Genomic DNA, 16,566 nt, shown 5'->3' on the forward strand with positions numbered 1-16,566 from the left:
AAAGATTTAGCACCCTGATGAATACCCTTTTTGCTCGTGGACCTTCCTTACAAAGCAGATTGTATCTGGCACTGTTTATGTCAGTCGTGCTGATGGCAGTGGACTTGCGTCTGGATGGCTTTAGCTCGGTGCGGATGTATCTCAGCTCTTTGGTCAGTCCCTTGCAATATATTGCCAATGTGCCCGGTGAATTGTTGAACTGGACCACCCAACGCGTCACCTCGCAGCAAAAATTGCTGGAAGAAAACAGCCGCCTTAAATCCCAACATATGATTATGAGCGAAGCCCTACAAAGGTTTAATTTGCTCGAAAATGAGAATGAACGTTTAAGAGCGCTATTAGGATCGCCGGTCAGAAAAGATGTGCGCAAGATGGTGGCGGAGTTAATGGCGGTGGACAACGATCCGTTCAGTCACCAAATTGTTATTAATAAAGGCGCGATTGACGGGGTCTACGAAGGCCAGCCGGTATTGGATGATAATGGTGTAGTCGGGCAGGTACTGCATGTTGCCTCAACTAACAGCCGGGTATTGCTGATTTCCGATTTTACCCATGCGATTCCGGTACGGGTTGCCCGCAATGATGTGCGTGCTATCGCCTCAGGTTCAGGTCAACTGAATGCACTTATCCTCAATCATGTCCCGCATAGTACCGACATCGTGGTCGGCGATTTACTTTTTTCCTCGGGCCTGGGACATGTTTTCCCGGAAGGTTATCCGGTTGCCAAGGTAAGCCAGATTGAACATGACGAAAGTCAGCCCTTTGCCACTATAGTTGCAACTCCGGTAGCGGAACTGGATCGCATCAAATACCTGTTATTACTATGGCCGCATGATTCACCCAGCGAACCGGTACAAAAAAGGGTTGAATCTGATGAGTCTTAGAGTTCGGGATTACGCGATATCCATCAGCATTCTTGTGGCGTTGATGCTGCAGATTATGCCATTGCCGATTTTGGTTGATACCTTTAGACCGGACTGGGTTTTACTGGTGTTGTCATACTGGACCCTGGCTTTGCCCACAAGGGTCAATGTCGGCATTGCCTTTTTGTACGGGTTGTTTATGGATATCCTGCTGGGAACCACCTTGGGTATTCATTGTTTTGCCATGAGCCTGGTGATTTTTATTCTGGCCGCCAATTATCAACGTTTACGCAATTATTCGGTATGGCAGCAGGCGCTGATTATGGGGGTCATGTCGTCGTTATATCACCTGGTAGTGTTCTGGTTGCAACATCTGCTGACCGACATCTATTTCCTGTTTGATTATCTGTGGCCGGTGTTAACCAGTATGTTTTTTTGGCCATGGGTGTTTATGTTGCTACGTAAGACTCGTCGGCAACTTAGTGTAAAATGATCCTGCTGGCATCACAGTCTCCGCGTCGGGCAGAATTGTTGCGACAATTGAATGTCGATTTTGAGCGAGTGGCGGCCGAAATAGACGAGCAACCATTGGTCAACGAAAAACCTGATGATTACACCTTGCGTATGGCGATCGAAAAAGCTCAAAAAGGCCAAGCGACCGAATTGGCACAACAGAGCAATAAACCGATATTAGCGGCTGATACCAGCGTTGTGGTCGAGCAGACAATATTAGGTAAACCGCAAGACAGGCAGGATTCTCTGCGCATGTTAAGTTTATTATCAGGTAGAGAGCATAAAGTACTATGTGCCGTGGCAGTTTATGGCAAAAATGGTTTGAAAACCGCATTGGTAGAAACCAGGGTGACTTTTAAACGCCTAACTCAGGCGGAAATGGACTGGTACTGGGAGAGCGGCGAACCGCTCGACAAGGCTGGCAGTTACGCCATTCAGGGGCTGGGCGGACAGTTTGTCCAGCTTATTCAGGGTAGTTACAGTGCGGTTGTCGGACTACCCTTATTTGAAACAGCAGAATTATTGCAAGCGGCAGGTATCAAACTTCATGAGCGCTGAGTTAATTATCAATGTGACCCCGTCTGAATCGCGGGTAGCGTTGATTGAAAACGGTATTTTGCAGGAAATACATGTTGAGCGACATACCAAACGTGGCCTGGTTGGCAATATTTATCTGGGTAAAGTGAGCCGGGTATTGCCCGGTATGCAGGCCGCTTTTGTGGATATCGGTCTGGATAAAGCGGCATTTTTACATGCAGCCGATATTGTCGTTCGCAGTGAATTGGCGGATGAAGTAGATAGCAGCCAAATCCAGCAGCCGGATATCAAGGAACTGGTGCGGGATGGTCAACAAATTGTGGTGCAGGTGATTAAAGATCCCATTGGCACCAAAGGTGCGCGACTGACGACTGATATCACCATTCCGGCCCGTTATCTGGTGTTTATGCCCGGTGTTTCCCATGTAGGGGTATCGCAACGTATTGATGATGAAGCTGAGCGGGCTCGACTCAAGACTATCGTCGACAAATTCAGTCAAGGCGAAGGCGGTTTTATATTGCGCACGGCGGCAGAAGGAGTGGGCGAGAGCGAGCTGCAGCAGGATGCCGAATTTTTGCGGCGTTTATGGAAAAAAATTCAGGAACGGATAAAAAGAAAGAAAACCAATGTCCTGCATGAAGATTTAACTCTGACCAGTCGTATTTTGCGTGATTTTGTTGGTGCTGAACTGGACAGGATCCGGGTCGATTCAAAGCTGGCGCTGGCCGAATTACAAAAATTCACCAAAGACTATGTGCCGGAATTGAACAAACTGCTTGAACATTATCGCGGCGACCGACCGATATTCGATCTGTTCGATGTCGAAAATGAAGTCCAGCGAGCACTGGAGAAGCGGGTTGATCTCAAATCCGGCGGTTATCTGATTATTGACCAAACCGAAGCCATGACCACGATCGATATTAATACCGGCGCGTCGGTAGGGCATCGTAATCTGGAAGAAACCATCTTCAATACCAACAGTGAAGCGACCCAAGCTATTGCCCGTCAGCTTCGTTTGCGTAATTTGGGCGGGATTATCATTGTCGATTTTATCGATATGATCGATGAGGATCATAAACGTCGGGTACTACATAGCCTTGAACTGGCGTTGGCAAAAGATCGGGCTAAAACCAGTATTCACGGCTTTACCAGTCTGGGATTGGTAGAGGTCACCCGCAAAAGAACCCGTGAAAGTTTGGAACATATACTGTGTGGCGGTTGTCCAGTATGTAAGGGACGTGGTTTTGTCAAAACCGTCGAAACTGTCTGTTTTGAGATTATGCGCGAGATTGTCCGGGTCAATCGTGCTTATGCAGCCGATAAATTCGTCGTTTATGCAGCGCCGGCAGTGGCCGACGCGCTGATGGGCGACGAGTCACATATGCTGGCCGAACTGGAAGTATTCGTCAGTAAACAAATCAAAGTACATGCGGAGTTATTGTATAGCCAGGAAAATTATGACGTGGTGATGATGTGAAGCCAGCTGGCTTTTATATTGGATACATATTAAAAAAATTGTGGATGATCAGCGCCGTGCTGATCGTCTTTTTAGCTGTGTCTATCAGTTTACTACGTTATTCCTTACCTTATCTGGAAGGCCAAAAGCACAATATCGCCGAATGGATTTCAAGCCAATACGGTACTGAGGTCAAGATTGGCCACATTGATGCCGGTTGGCGTGGCGTTGGGCCGGTGCTGGAAATTAATAACATTCAGTTGATTAACGGTGATCAGTCACCTATTCATCTGACTATCGACAAAACCCAGATTGACGTGGATTTCTGGGCCAGTATCACCGCCCGGCAACTGGTTTCAAAACGCTTTAACCTGATTGGTCTGAATATGACCATTGATGCCAATCAAACCTCATCGGATGATTCTGATTTCCCTATTGTTAACGCCCTGCGTAATCTGTTTCTGGAACAGTTACAACGTTTTTCTGTGGTAGACAGCAGCCTGACGATTATCAATCAACAAGACAGTCAGGAAATTACCATTCAGCGCCTCGGCTGGATAAACCAGGGGATCAGGCATCAGGGGGTCGGTCAGATGAAAGTGGCGGACCTGACCAGTAATTCGGCCAGTTTTGTACTGGATTTATTCGGCTACAGTCGTGACTTGAGCGGCACTTTCTATGCTGACGGTCAGGAGCTGGATCTGTCTCCCTGGATCAAACAGGTTGTACCTGGTGATACGCCATTCAATCAGAATCGGGTCAATTTCAAGTTATGGGCGGATATTCAGCACTCCAATATTGTTGACGTTTTCAGTCAGATTGGTGACAGTCAGTTCGGTTGGGATGATCAACAACAAACCTTTGTCAATTTGCATCGCGGTTATGTTACGGCTCGTCCGCATAGCAAGGGTTGGCTGATTAATCTGAATGAACTGGATTTTTCTACCAACGAATACAATGATGTGGAGCTGAACGCCAAGGCGTATCTGGATGAAAATAGTCATTTAACCTTCAATATCAGTGATACAGCCATTGCGCCTCTGATACCGATAGTCTCGGTCATGACTGATCGTGACACGGCAGACAGTTTGCAACAGTTGGCTCCACAGGGTGTGATAAAACAGGCGTCTATCTTTGTTGATGAGCAAGGTGTTAAAGCCGATGTCAAACTGCAACAGGTAGCAACTCGTCAATGGGGCAATATCCCGGGGCTGGAGAATGTCGAGATTGTATTTGACTGGCAATACCAACAAGGATGGTTGACGATTAATGCACAGGAAGGGCAACTGGATTCATTGCAGCTACTTGGTCATGCTCTTCCTTATCAGCAATTAGCCGCGCAACTGTATATCGATAATTCACCTCAGGGGGCTGAGTTCTATGCACCCCAAGTTCAATTTACCGGTCCGGCACTCAATCTGGATCTGTCCCTGTATTATCGCAGCGAAGACAACTGGTTAGCGATCAGATCGCATGTTTCGCCACTGCCTATATCCGATGTTAAAAAGCTATTTCCTGAATCCCTGATGGGAAAAAATACTTACAGTTATCTTAATCAGGCATTGGTCAGCGGTACGATGACGGGCGCTGATATTATCTGGAACGGCCCAACTGGGGATTACCCGTTTCAGCAGGCCGAAGGTGTGTTTCAGGCCAACGTGAATATCGATAAGGCTGAATTTGATTTTGACTCGGATTGGCCCAATCTGCAGCAACTGCAACTGAATTTATTGTTTGAAAACGAAGGGCTGTGGATGGCCAGCCAGCAAGGACGTTTGATGGACGTATCGATGCAATCGCTGGCCGCCAATATTCCGGTGCTGGAGAGTGATGGCCTGCTCAGCATCGATATTGCCACTCAGGCAACTGCAGAAACCGTTAGCGCCATGATGCTCAAAGGTGGGTTGGCCGAGAGTGTTGGGGAGGCGTTACAGGAAATTCAGCTTTCCGGCCCGTTGGATACGCATGTACATCTGCATATTCCGTTCAATGACGAACCTGTGGTGGCCTCAGGTACGGTTGATTTGGTCAATACGCCGGTTTACTTCAACAGCCTTGATTTTGCTTTTGATCAACTGAATGGCCAGATTGGTTTTGAAAATGATCATATTCAGACCAAGGGCTTACGTGCCAGTTTAGCCGGGCAGGACATACAGCTTGATCTGAATGGACAGGACCAAGAGACGGGTTTTGTGACCGATGTCAATCTGTCCGGTCGTTGGGACAGTGGTAAGGTTTTGGAGCAGTATTATCCGGGTCTTGCCAAGTATGTAGAAGGTGTGACTGATTGGCAGGCCGTGCTGGGATTAACTATCCCCGAGCAGGGCTTTGAATATGATTTTACTTTAACCTCGCAGTTAGCTGATATTGAATCCGCTCTACCGGCACCTTTTGGTAAAACCGGGCAACAAAAGCTGCGCTTGAGTTTGCAGGTCAATGGTGACCAGCTAGCTTCAAGGGTGCAGGCCAAACTGGGCGAGCAAGTCCATTTCGATGGTATTTTGCCTCATCAGGAAAAGCGCTTCTCGCGCGCTCACTTATCTATTGGTCAAGAGCCCGCTCTTACCATGGGGGCGGGCTTTAGTATTTCTGCCGATTTACCCACTATCGATTTCGATCATTGGTACACAACCTTACAGAATCTGATTAACCATTCACCGGTATTTGATGGTGAACCGGTATTAGGGCGACCGGAACGGATCTTCGTTAATACCGGAGAATTGATAGCGTTAGGACAGCAGTTTCACAAAGTTGCCGCAACAGTCAAATTACAGGATGAAAACTGGTTAGTTGAAGTGTTGGCTCATGAGCTGAAAATGGATATTAGCGCCAATCATGACTGGTTGGGCAAAGGCATTGATATCAATGCGGATTATATCAATCTGCCACAATGGCATACCGATGAGCAGGATAATATAGGGCAACTGAATGTTAGCCAGTTTCCTCCATTACGTTTTTTATGCCAGCGGTGTCGCTATCAGCAATATGATTTGGGCAAGGTGGATTTGAAGCTTTCACGGGTGTCCAATGGGGTGCAAATCGATCATCTGAATCTGTATAAAGATGATTCACGCCTGCAAGCGAGCGGTAAATGGTATAACCAGCAGGGAGTCGAAAACACCGCGTTACTGGGGACCTTTGATAGTGACGACTTCGGTGATTTGCTTAAGGATTACGAGCTCAATTCAGGTATCCGCGATTCCGATGCAAACATCAAGTTTGATTTGAGTTGGCAGGGCGCGCCCCAGCAATTTAATTACGCCAGTTTAAACGGTAAGGTTAACTGGCGACTGGGTGATGGTTATCTGACTGAAGTCAGCGATAAAGGGGCCAGAATATTTTCTATTCTTAGCCTCGATTCGTTAGTCAGGAAATTACGCCTGGATTTCAGGGATGTTTTCACCAAAGGCTTTTTCTATGACAAGATGACAGGTTCATTCCAGGTCAACAATGGCAGAGTGAATACTGACGATACCAATATCGATGGCGCGGCCGGTGAAATGCAGCTCAAGGGGTATACCGACTTACCCACCAAGCAATTAAATTATCGTATTGCTTTTACCCCCAAGGTTACTTCCAGTTTGCCGGTTATTGTCGCCTGGATGGTAAACCCCGCCACTGCAATTGCCGCCTTGGCTCTGGATGAGATGATTTCGTCGGCAAAAGTGGTGTCCAGTATCGATTTCTCGCTCACCGGAACACTGGATGATCCGCAGCTAAAAGAATTGGGGCGGGACAGTCGCGAGATCATGATCCCGGCGCAAAATACCTTGCCGGATAAAAGCGAAGATCCCGAGTTAATACTGCCAAAACCTGTCCCTGAATCGATACCTGAATCAGTTCCTGGCTACGAGGGAGTAGGATAATGGCGATTGTCGCGGCTTTACAAATGAACTCGGTGGTGGATGTTAACCAAAACCTTGCCACAGTAGATAAATACCTGAGCCAACTGTCGCTTAGCGAGCCTCTATTACTGGTGTTACCGGAATGTTTTGCCTGTTTTGGTGGTTCGGATAAGGATTTGCTGCGCGTGGCAGAACAGCGTCAAACAGGTGTTATACAGCAGAATATAGCTGCGTTGGCTAAAAAATATGCTGTATGGATTGTCGCCGGTACTGTGCCGATAAAAGTCGAGGATGAGCAAAGATATAGCGCATCGACACTGATCTTTGATGATCAGGGGCAGGTTATCAGTGAATATCAGAAAATCCATTTGTTTGATGTTGAAGTGAATGACAATACGCGCAGTTATCACGAGTCCAAATATACCCGCGCTGGGCAAAACGTTGTAGTGTTTGACTCGCCTTTTGGCCGGGTAGGGGTTGCCGTCTGTTTTGACTTGCGTTTTCCGGCGTTATTCCAGGCAATGGGTAAGGTTGATGTAGTGGTGTTGCCCAGTGCCTTTACTTATGTCACAGGCGAGGCGCACTGGCATGCGTTGCTAAAGGCTCGCAGCATTGAATTGCAAAGTTATCTGGTAGCGGCCAACCAAACCGGAACTCATGCCAATGGCAGACAAACTTATGGTCATTCACAAATTCTTTCTCCCTGGGGAGAAATGTTAGCTGAGAAAACCACCGAAGAAGGGCTGATCCTCAGTACGATTGATTTAGACTATGTGAAAAGTATCCGGCAAAAAATGCCGTTAAATCCCTTTCATTTCAAGCATACCCAACCCTCTATCAGTAAGGAGTAATGCCGTTGAATCCGGTAGAAACGAATTTATTAACCCATGCCGAATTGCAACGAAGCGACCTTGAACGGGCATTGGGGCTTATTTATCAGCATGATACAGATTTTGCCGATCTGTACTTTCAATCCGGCCAACATGAAAGCTGGGTGCTGGAAGACGGAATTGTTAAAGATGGCAGCTTTAATATAGAACGGGGTGTGGGAGTGCGCGCGGTCAGCGGCGAAAAAACCGGTTTTGCCTATTCAGACCAGATATCACCGCTGGCATTAACTGATGCCGCCAAAGCGGCGCGAAGCATTGCCGCTAGCGGCGGTAATCATTCAGTACAAGCCTTTCGGCAGTCTGGCGCAATAAAGTCCTTATATGCCAGCGATAATCCTCTGCTGGGATTAACCGAGCAGGACAAGATAGGTTTATTGCAGTCAGTTGATCGCTATATCCGCGAACAGGAACCGGGTATTTCGCAAGTCATTGTCAGTTTAAGCGGAGTCTACGAAGAAATTCTGGTAGCAGCCAGTGACGGGACTTTTGCCACCGATATACGTCCATTGGTACGCTTGAATTGTTCCATTCTCATTGAGCGCAATGGCCGTCGTGAACGAGGCAGCTCAGGTATGGGAGGTCGTTACGGCTATGCCTATTTTTATGAATTGGATACAGGAATTCCCCGTTACCAGCAATTAGCTGATGAAGCGCTGCATATGGCACGAATCAATCTTGAAGCCGTCGATGCGCCTGCCGGTTTGATGCCGGTGGTGTTGGGTAACGGTTGGCCTGGCGTGCTGCTGCATGAAGCCGTAGGGCATGGATTGGAAGGTGACTTTAATCGCAAGGGAGCATCCAATTTCAGTGGCCGCATAGGTCAACAGGTGGCAGCCAAAGGTTGTACAGTGGTGGATGATGGTACCTTGGCTGACCGGCGCGGTTCGCTAACCGTCGATGACGAAGGTACTCCCAGCCAATACAATGTGTTGATTGAAGACGGGATCCTGAAAAACTATATGCAGGACAAACTCAATGCACGGTTAATGTCGGTTCCGCTAACCGGAAATGGACGCCGTGAGTCTTATGCCCATTTGCCCATGCCACGAATGACCAATACTTATATGCTAGGCGGTGAATATGAACGGGAAGAAATTATCGCCACGATCAAAAAAGGTATTTATGCGCCGAATTTTGGTGGTGGTCAGGTCGATATTACCTCGGGCAAATTTGTCTTCTCCACTTCGGAAGCGTACTTAATCGAGAACGGTAAAATTACCACACCGGTGAAAGGCGCTACCCTGATTGGTAACGGTCCGCAGGCAATGCAAAAGATTTCTATGATAGGTAACGATCTGGCACTGGATAAAGGTGTGGGTGTCTGCGGCAAAGATGGTCAGAGTGTACCAGTCGGGGTCGGACAACCCAGTTTGAAAATTGACGAATTAACGGTGGGCGGCACGGCTTGAGAACCCGCCTTTTAGCCAGTTTTAAATTGCTCATTAGGTATAAATAAGAAAGTGTTATAAGTGATAATTATGTACTAGACTGTCACTACCTGCTGTTGGGTGATGTCAAAAAATACTAATGCAATCAACCAGTTCTTGTCAGTTTAGGCAGATAAAGCCAATCATCATTTTGCTCGGATTTTGCCTGTTTAGCCTTAGTGTAAGCGCCGATCCTGAACTCACCGAGCAACAGTTATTCGATTTGTCTATGGATGAATTGATCAATCTGCAAATCTCGGTTGCCAGCGGTCAACAGGAGCAAATCTCCAATGCACCAGCGGTGGTATCCATTATCACCAGACAACAAATGGACAACTGGGGGTTGCACAGTGTTTATGATGCCTTGTCTTTTTTGCCCGGCATCCAGATCCAGGAATCGGCCATTGGTACTCATGCCATCGGTATCCGCGGCCTGGTTGAACCCTTTAGCCAGAAAACCCTGATTCTGCTCGACGGAGTACCTTACTGGATGCCGTCGCACGGAGATAATGGTCTATCCGGTATTCCTGTCAGGTCAATTGACCGTATAGAGGTTATACGCGGTCCAGGCGCTGTTATTTATGGTACCAATGCATCCGCCGGGGTGATCAATATTATTACCCGCAAAGATGATATCAATGAAGTTCAACTGGGTATCGGAACACAAGGCTGGAAAGAGTTTAATGCCTATGGTCAAGTGGCCGTGAATAACCAATTAACCTTCAGGCTATCAGCTCAGTGGCAAGACGAAGACGGTTACTCCGGCTATTTTGTTAACCGGCCGCAGCCTGCTTTTTTTCCGCAAGTTCCGCCCGCCAATGCTTATGTACAGAAATATCAGCAAAAGAAAACCCTGTTAGCCCAACTCGAATGGCAGGCCCTTAATATATCCTTTCACCAATTTGAAAGTCGCGCGATTGGTTTAGCCGGACCTGCCAGCAGTATTAATTATGCCCAGTTAAATTACACTGGACAGATGCTGGCGGCCAATTACACATTTGAGACCAATGTCGGACATTTCGAGTTGTACGCCGACTACAACAATTTCTATCTGGATATTCCCACTAACGCGCTATTTGGCGGCGAACAATTTGGTACGCAACTATTTGACGATAATGGTGATAATAACTATCGCTTACGCAGCGGAATAAACTGGGATTATAAACTGACAGACAAGCTTAAGTTCGATGTTGGGTTGGAAACAGAAAAACGCCATACCGCAGATTATCTACAGACCAATGTACAGGGCGAAGTTGTCGTGCTGGCGATGCCAGAACAGAGTATCAGTGAGTCATCGTTGTTTATGCAACTGGATTACAATCTCGACAAATGGCGTTGGGTAGCTGGATTGCGCTTGGTGGATAACCAGGGCTACGGCCATAAAGCATTACCTCGCTTATCGCTGGTCAAAACGCTATCCGAACATCAGTCTTTGAAGGCGCTAGTCTCAAGCGGATTTAATTCACCTAACATGGTGCAGTTGTACGTCGATATTCCACCTGATGTGGTAGCGGGAGATCCGGATCTTAAAGCGGAAACTGTCACTTCCTACGAACTGGCCTATACCTACCAAAAAAATGATCAGTTATTGGTGCTCAACCTTTTCTATCTCAAGGCGAAAGACTTTATTCAGCGAGGTGTGCTTCCCGCAGGGGGAGTCAGTTACCAGAATAGCGAAAATTTTGAACGCCGGGGTGTCGAGATAGACTGGCAACGCCAGTCAGACGACTGGCACTGGATGCTGACCGGTAGCTACTCGCCTGATACGGGCAAGGTTAATGCCGGTGATATTAGCGCTGCCTTTATGGCCAGCTTAACAATGTCGGCCGGGCTTGATTACCGAATTGATGGCCAGCAAAAGATAGGGACTTCATTGCGCTATATAGGATCGCGCGCGGAAGTAGACAGTTTACTGTTGTTAAATGCGACCTATCAGTTTGAAAGTGGTCCCCATAAAATCCAGTTGAGTGCCGAAAATTTGCTTGGCGAAACCATCCGCTACGCAGATATCCAGGATTTTGTTTTATCACGTCAGATCCCGGGAGGGGACGGTAGCCGTCTGGCATCGGTGCGCTATAGTTATCGTTTTTAGGTGCAGTTCGCTTGGTCTGTACAACCTATCCATATCGCACTACTTGACGGCTATTGTTTCATATTTTCCTTTAAATACTGGAAAATTTCTCGCGCCGACTTGGGTGGTTTATTTTCTTTTTGTTGCTTGGCTGCCTGACGGATCATTGTACGCAGTTTCTGCCGATCCAGATGCGGTTGCTCGACTAGCAAATCGTTAACGGCATTATCGCCTTTATGCAGCAACTTATCCCGCCAGATTTCCAGTTGATGGAACTTTTTATTGCTTTCATGATGATGGTTTTCAATTTTAGCCAGAGCCAGTTGAATGGGTTCCACATCCCGGCTACGCATCAGTTTACCGATAAATTGTAGTTGGCGTCGCCATCCTTCCTTGGTGCCGCTGATGCGCTTAGCCAGCATAATGGCGTCCAGCAGCTCGTTATCCAGCTCCATTTGTTTTTAATACGCCCGGAGTCAGGCTGACCAGTTTTTCTCCGATCTTCTGCAATTCAGCCATCTCGGCTTTAAGTTGGGTTTTACTTTTAAACTCGTCTTGCGAGTCAATATCTTCAAAATTGTTGTCCATCATCGAGCTTTTATTAGTGGTACACTGGGGGCAATTGTAACTCTTATTTACTATCCTTGGCGAATTCATGAATGCCCAACAAAAATTAACTGAAATTCAAAGTATTATTGATGATGCATTAAGCTTGGCAAAACAGCTTGGAGCCAGCCAGGCTGAAGCCAGTATGACCAATATACAAGGTATTGCAGTGTCAACCCGTTTGAAAGAGGTAGAGACGCTGGAATACACCAACGACGGTGCACTTGGCATTACTGTGTATAACGGTCAGCGCAAGGGCAGCGCCTCTACAGCAGATTTAAGTCCTGAAGCGCTAAAAAGCACTGTGACCAAAGCGGTGGAAATTGCCCGCTTCACCGGAGAAGATCCCTGTTCCGGTTTGGCCCAACGGGAGTTAATGGAATTTAATCCTCCGGATCTACAGTTGTATTATCCAACCGAGCTTGATCCGGAACTGGCAATGAAGCTGGCAATCGAGGCTGAAACTGCGGCGCTGGATGCCGATGATCGTATTGTCAATTCCGATGGCGCCTCCTATAACGCCAATCTGGGCGTAAAAGTTTATGGCAACAGCCATGGCGTCAATGTCGGTTATCCCAGTAGCCGATATAGCTTGAGTTGTGTTGTTATCGGTCAGGATGGTGATGATATGCAACGCGATTACAGCTACACAGTGGCGCGACAGGCTAGTTTATTGGCTAGTGCAGAGCAGGTAGGTAAAGAAGCGGCTGAATATACCCTGTCCCGATTGGGAGCGCAGAAACTGGCAACCCGAAAAAGCCCGGTGCTGTTCCATCGTGATGTTGCCAGTGGCATATTCGGTCATTTGGTCAGCGCCATAAGTGGCGGTAGTTTGTATCGACAATCCAGCTTCTTGCTCGATCATCTTGGCAAGCAAGTGTTGCCCGTCTGGTGTGATATTGCCGAACGTCCGCATTTGCTGGGCGGATTGGCCAGTTCGCCTTTTGATAGTGAAGGGGTCAAAACGACTGATATGGATATTATCGATAAAGGCGTATTACAGCATTATTTGCTGACCAGCTATTCGGCCCGCAAATTGGGTATGACCACTAATGGTCATGCCGGCGGTATTCATAACTGGCTGGTTAGCCATAGCGGCAAAGATTTTGAACAAATGCTGGCAACGATGGGAACGGGTCTGTTAGTCACCGAGCTGATGGGCCAGGGCGTGAATATAGTGACCGGTGACTACTCGCGCGGTGCGGCCGGTTTTTGGGTGGAAAACGGCAAGATCCAGTTCCCGGTATCGGAAATCACCATCGCAGCAAACTTGAAAGATATGCTGGCGAATATCGTCGCCATCGGCAGTGATACCGATTTGCGCGGCAGTATACAGTGTGGTTCGGTATTGATTGAACAAATGCAGATCGCCGGCGCCTGACACGGGTAAATAATGTATCAATGGCCAGACTCTATTGCGCTGGTCATTGATGCTATTCTGGGTACCCAAGAATTACCTGTCACATTTTCGTCATGCAAATAACATAAACTCCATGGCCTCGCTGAACCACCCTTAAAGCCTGTTAAAAGGTGATTAGCCAGTTGTATAGGTTGCCATGAAAATATCCACTTTTGCGCGCGGGACGCTGATAACCCTGCTCAGCACCACTGTTATTCTCGCCTCGGTAATGTACTGGGCCGCCAGTTCGGTCACTGCTACACAACACAAAATGGAACAGTATCAACAGTTGCGTTATTTGCTGACGCTGTCTTTTCCGCGCTTACTCGAAGTCTATCTGGGTAATGGCGATGTGGTGACATTAACTGAGGCTGAGCAACTTCTGGTGGAACAGGTGGAACCGCTGCTGGGGCAATTTAATCAGGACATCGCCGGCGATATCAGCCAGCAAGTGGCACAACTAAGAGAAAACATGCAGACCCGTTATCGGGCCTTGGGTAAAATGAGCGGTAACCAGCAGATGTTATTGCTGAATGCCGAAAATGAAATGGTCAGCTATGCCGAGAGCCTGATTGAGTATGGTGTTCAGGGTATCGCAAACTACCCTGATGTGGCTATCCAGCAAATTAACAGCGCCACAGGCCTCTCCACCAATATTTTGCAATTGGCTCATCTGCGAGAAGATTATATTTTAACGGGTGAACCTCATCAGCTAGACAACCTGTTGCAACTGAACGAGCAAATGCAGCAGGAAGTGCAACAAGTCGAACAGCGCCGATTACTGGATATCTTTGCTCAATCTACATCTTCGCCGGATGAATTCACCCTGGGAGAAGTCGAGAATGAAGATTTGGGTGAAGAAATCATTGCCGAATTAGCCAGCCTGATCCGGCGCTACCCCAAAGAGCTGGAAAATACCGTCACACTTATCACTGAACGCAATGCTATTGTCAGCGAACTCCGTGGGGATATCCAGAACCTTGCAGCCAAACTGGAAGAAGCCGAAACACATATCAAGGAATTGCAGCAAGACAATAACCAGTATGTCAGTACGGTTATGATGGTGTTGATATTATTCCTGCTTTGTATCGCTATCGCGATTTATATTGGCCAACGCCTACAAATATTAAAACCGGTCAATCAACTGGCCAGCAGTTTTAAAAATCTGGTTGAATCAGGCGAATTCAAACCACTTGACAATACCGGCAGAAAAAACGAAATGGCCAGCATCGCTATTTATTTTAATCGCCTGTTAGACACCTTGGCCCAACAAAATCAGGAACGGGAAAAACAGTTACATGTTGTGTCGTCAGCGTTGAACCTAATGGAACAGCAGGTACTGGGGATTAGTGAGAGCGTGCATGTTACCCAGTCAGACGTAGTGCAGGCCAAAGAACGTCTGCACCAATTGTCTGGCCTGGTTGAACAACTGAACGCATTGTCTACAGATGTTCAGCACAATGCACAACAAACTGAACAAGCCATGATCAGCAGTAAACATAATGTGGCTAAAGTCATTGAGGCCAACCAGAAAACCGCAGAGAGAGTGGGGCTGAGCATTCGCTCCTTGACCCAACTGGGGCAATCCGTATCGCAGGTAGACAGTATTTTGAGCGTAATCCGCAATATCGCCGAGCAAACTAATTTACTCGCCCTGAATGCTGCCATCGAGTCAGCCCGGGCGGGAGTGCATGGACGAGGGTTTGCGGTGGTGGCTGATGAAGTCAGGGCGTTATCCAAGCGTACGCAGGAATCGGTACGGGATGTAACAGATATACTTAACGAATTAATCAACTCCAATCAGGAACTGGAGTCGCATGTGTCAGGTATTCAGGGTGCTACAAATCAACAGCATGAGGCTGCGACACAATTGATGAGTACCGCCGATGAAGTGCAATCACAAGCCGAGGTAGTATCGGCGCTGTCGGTTAGTGTCAAGGAGCAGGCTGACCAGCAAGCGGTTTGTTGTCAGGAATTTGAACAGCAAATGGATGGTGTACAGCAACAGGTTGCCAATGAAGGGCAGTTGGCCGAACAGATTGTTACCGACGTTAAACAACAAATTGCCGCCATCAATCATTCATTAAATATCAAATCCGATAAAAAAGCCGCCTGATGGCGGCTTGTTGAAACTTATCGCGTTACTTATAAACGCAACGTATTCAGCGTTCAGCTTAATTGTCTACTGAACCACAAAAGCGGTAACCTTCACCATGAATAGTGTCAATCAGCTCTTCTGCGCCGGGTACCGACTCAAAATGTTTTCTAATTCGGCGAATAGTCACATCCACTGTACGGTCATTGGGACGCAACTCACGTCCGGTCATTTCCATAATGAGCTGCTCACGAGTCAGGATTTTACCGGGATGGCGCAAAAATAAATGCATGGCCCGAAATTCACTGCGTGGCAAGCGGAATTCAGTCTTGTCCGGTGAAATCAGGCTACGGCTATCACCGTCCAGACTCCAGCCATTAAAGTTAACCCGGCTTGGCAAATCGGCGTCTTCATTATTGTTTAATGTACGCGACAACAGATTGCGCGCGCGAATTGTCAGCTCACGAGGATTGAAAGGTTTGGTCAAATAATCATCTGCACCGATTTCCAGACCGAGAATACGATCTACTTCGTTATCTCTGCCGGTCAGGAATATCAAACCGATATTCTTGCGATCCCGTACTTCGCGTGCCAACAGCAAACCATTTTTGCCCGGCAAGTTAATATCCATGATAACCAGATTGATATTGTTATTAGCAAACAAATCATGCATCTGTTCACCGTCTTCAGCTTCCAGTACCTGATAACCTTCTGCTTCAAACAGGCTTTTCAGAGTGGTTCGGGTAACAATTTCATCTTCTACAATGAGTATGATTGGAGTTTGCATCTTGTTTCCAGCCTTAATATATGATCTGTAAAGAGTTTATCAGATAATGGCATAACAATTCATCTTTGGAGTTATTT

At 47.3% G+C, this 16,566-nt stretch carries 13 protein-coding genes; 10 read left to right on the top strand and 3 right to left on the bottom strand.

Translation table 11 applies throughout. From position 1 onward, the window contains the following. The first annotated feature begins 17 nt into the window (after nt 1-17). The 8 genes from mreC (at nt 18) to V1467_RS02455 (ending at nt 11,623) form a co-directional block, all read left to right on the top strand. Nucleotides 18-884 (top strand): rod shape-determining protein MreC, encoded by an 867-nt coding sequence (gene mreC / locus V1467_RS02420; protein ID WP_416307210.1) that lies wholly within the window; start codon nt 18-20, stop codon nt 882-884. After that, nucleotides 874-1,356: a rod shape-determining protein MreD gene (mreD, locus tag V1467_RS02425; RefSeq protein ID WP_416307211.1), complete on the top strand. Its 483-nt coding sequence runs from the start codon at nt 874-876 to the stop codon at nt 1,354-1,356. Before mreC ends, mreD begins: the two co-directional genes overlap by 11 nt. Continuing rightward, entirely contained in the window at nt 1,353-1,934 is a 582-nt protein-coding gene (locus V1467_RS02430; protein ID WP_416307212.1) for a Maf family protein, read from the top strand. Before mreD ends, V1467_RS02430 begins: the two co-directional genes overlap by 4 nt. Next, on the top strand, nt 1,924-3,390 hold the full coding sequence (gene rng / locus V1467_RS02435; protein ID WP_416307213.1) for a ribonuclease G: 1,467 nt from the start codon (nt 1,924-1,926) through the stop codon (nt 3,388-3,390). Before V1467_RS02430 ends, rng begins: the two co-directional genes overlap by 11 nt. Next, a complete protein-coding gene (locus V1467_RS02440) occupies nt 3,387-7,235 on the top strand; it encodes a YhdP family protein (RefSeq protein ID WP_416307214.1) in 3,849 nt (1,282 codons plus the stop codon). The genes rng and V1467_RS02440 overlap by 4 nt, the downstream gene beginning before the upstream one ends. Continuing rightward, on the top strand, nt 7,235-8,065 hold the full coding sequence (locus tag V1467_RS02445) for a carbon-nitrogen hydrolase family protein (protein WP_416307215.1): 831 nt from the start codon (nt 7,235-7,237) through the stop codon (nt 8,063-8,065). Before V1467_RS02440 ends, V1467_RS02445 begins: the two co-directional genes overlap by 1 nt. Further along, the gene (gene tldD, locus V1467_RS02450) at nt 8,065-9,513 is read left to right on the top strand and encodes a metalloprotease TldD (RefSeq protein WP_416307216.1); all 1,449 of its coding nucleotides are present in this window, start codon (nt 8,065-8,067) and stop codon (nt 9,511-9,513) included. The genes V1467_RS02445 and tldD overlap by 1 nt, the downstream gene beginning before the upstream one ends. Nucleotides 9,514-9,631: 118 nt before the next feature. Continuing rightward, nucleotides 9,632-11,623 carry a TonB-dependent receptor plug domain-containing protein gene (locus V1467_RS02455; protein WP_416307217.1) on the top strand — a complete coding sequence of 664 codons (1,992 nt, stop codon included), beginning with the start codon at nt 9,632-9,634 and terminating at the stop codon, nt 11,621-11,623. 50 nt (nt 11,624-11,673) lie between these two features. Here the strand turns inward: V1467_RS02455 and yjgA are convergent, their stop codons facing one another. Beyond that, nucleotides 11,674-12,057, bottom strand: coding sequence for a ribosome biogenesis factor YjgA (yjgA, locus tag V1467_RS02460; RefSeq protein WP_416307218.1), 384 nt, complete (start codon nt 12,055-12,057; stop codon nt 11,674-11,676). Continuing rightward, nucleotides 12,044-12,193 (bottom strand): DUF615 domain-containing protein, encoded by a 150-nt coding sequence (locus V1467_RS02465; protein ID WP_416307219.1) that lies wholly within the window; start codon nt 12,191-12,193, stop codon nt 12,044-12,046. Before V1467_RS02465 ends, yjgA begins: the two co-directional genes overlap by 14 nt. Nucleotides 12,194-12,257: 64 nt before the next feature. Here V1467_RS02465 and pmbA point away from each other — a divergent pair, with 64 nt between their 5' ends. Together pmbA and V1467_RS02475 are read left to right on the top strand one after the other, a co-directional pair. Further along, nucleotides 12,258-13,589, top strand: a complete 1,332-nt coding sequence (gene pmbA, locus V1467_RS02470; protein WP_416307220.1) for a metalloprotease PmbA — start codon at nt 12,258-12,260, stop codon at nt 13,587-13,589. A gap of 175 nt (nt 13,590-13,764) precedes the next feature. After that, nucleotides 13,765-15,723, top strand: coding sequence for a methyl-accepting chemotaxis protein (locus V1467_RS02475; RefSeq protein WP_416307221.1), 1,959 nt, complete (start codon nt 13,765-13,767; stop codon nt 15,721-15,723). Between the two features lie 58 nt (nt 15,724-15,781). On the opposite strand, the gene arcA is transcribed toward V1467_RS02475, so the two are convergent. Beyond that, entirely contained in the window at nt 15,782-16,489 is a 708-nt protein-coding gene (gene arcA, locus V1467_RS02480; protein ID WP_416307222.1) for a two-component system response regulator ArcA, read from the bottom strand. Nucleotides 16,490-16,566 lie beyond the last annotated feature (77 nt).

Origin of the sequence: Neptunicella plasticusilytica, assembly GCF_047922965.1 — a bacterium.
Classification (GTDB): Bacteria; Pseudomonadota; Gammaproteobacteria; order Enterobacterales; family Alteromonadaceae; genus Neptunicella; species Neptunicella plasticusilytica.

Excerpts from the sequence above, each read along its gene's own strand:
- pmbA (WP_416307220.1), top strand. The coding sequence starts at position 12,258 with ATGAATGCCCAACAAAAATTAACTGAAATTCAAAGTATTATTGATGAT.
- V1467_RS02430 (WP_416307212.1), top strand. The coding sequence starts at position 1,353 with ATGATCCTGCTGGCATCACAGTCTCCGCGTCGGGCAGAATTGTTGCGA.
- rng (WP_416307213.1), top strand. The coding sequence starts at position 1,924 with ATGAGCGCTGAGTTAATTATCAATGTGACCCCGTCTGAATCGCGGGTA.
- V1467_RS02445 (WP_416307215.1), top strand. The coding sequence starts at position 7,235 with ATGGCGATTGTCGCGGCTTTACAAATGAACTCGGTGGTGGATGTTAAC.
- V1467_RS02455 (WP_416307217.1), top strand. The coding sequence starts at position 9,632 with ATGCAATCAACCAGTTCTTGTCAGTTTAGGCAGATAAAGCCAATCATC.
- V1467_RS02475 (WP_416307221.1), top strand. The coding sequence starts at position 13,765 with ATGAAAATATCCACTTTTGCGCGCGGGACGCTGATAACCCTGCTCAGC.
- V1467_RS02465 (WP_416307219.1), bottom strand. The coding sequence starts at position 12,193 with ATGATGGACAACAATTTTGAAGATATTGACTCGCAAGACGAGTTTAAA.
- mreC (WP_416307210.1), top strand. The coding sequence starts at position 18 with ATGAATACCCTTTTTGCTCGTGGACCTTCCTTACAAAGCAGATTGTAT.
- yjgA (WP_416307218.1), bottom strand. The coding sequence starts at position 12,057 with ATGGAGCTGGATAACGAGCTGCTGGACGCCATTATGCTGGCTAAGCGC.
- mreD (WP_416307211.1), top strand. The coding sequence starts at position 874 with ATGAGTCTTAGAGTTCGGGATTACGCGATATCCATCAGCATTCTTGTG.
- tldD (WP_416307216.1), top strand. The coding sequence starts at position 8,065 with ATGCCGTTGAATCCGGTAGAAACGAATTTATTAACCCATGCCGAATTG.
- arcA (WP_416307222.1), bottom strand. The coding sequence starts at position 16,489 with ATGCAAACTCCAATCATACTCATTGTAGAAGATGAAATTGTTACCCGA.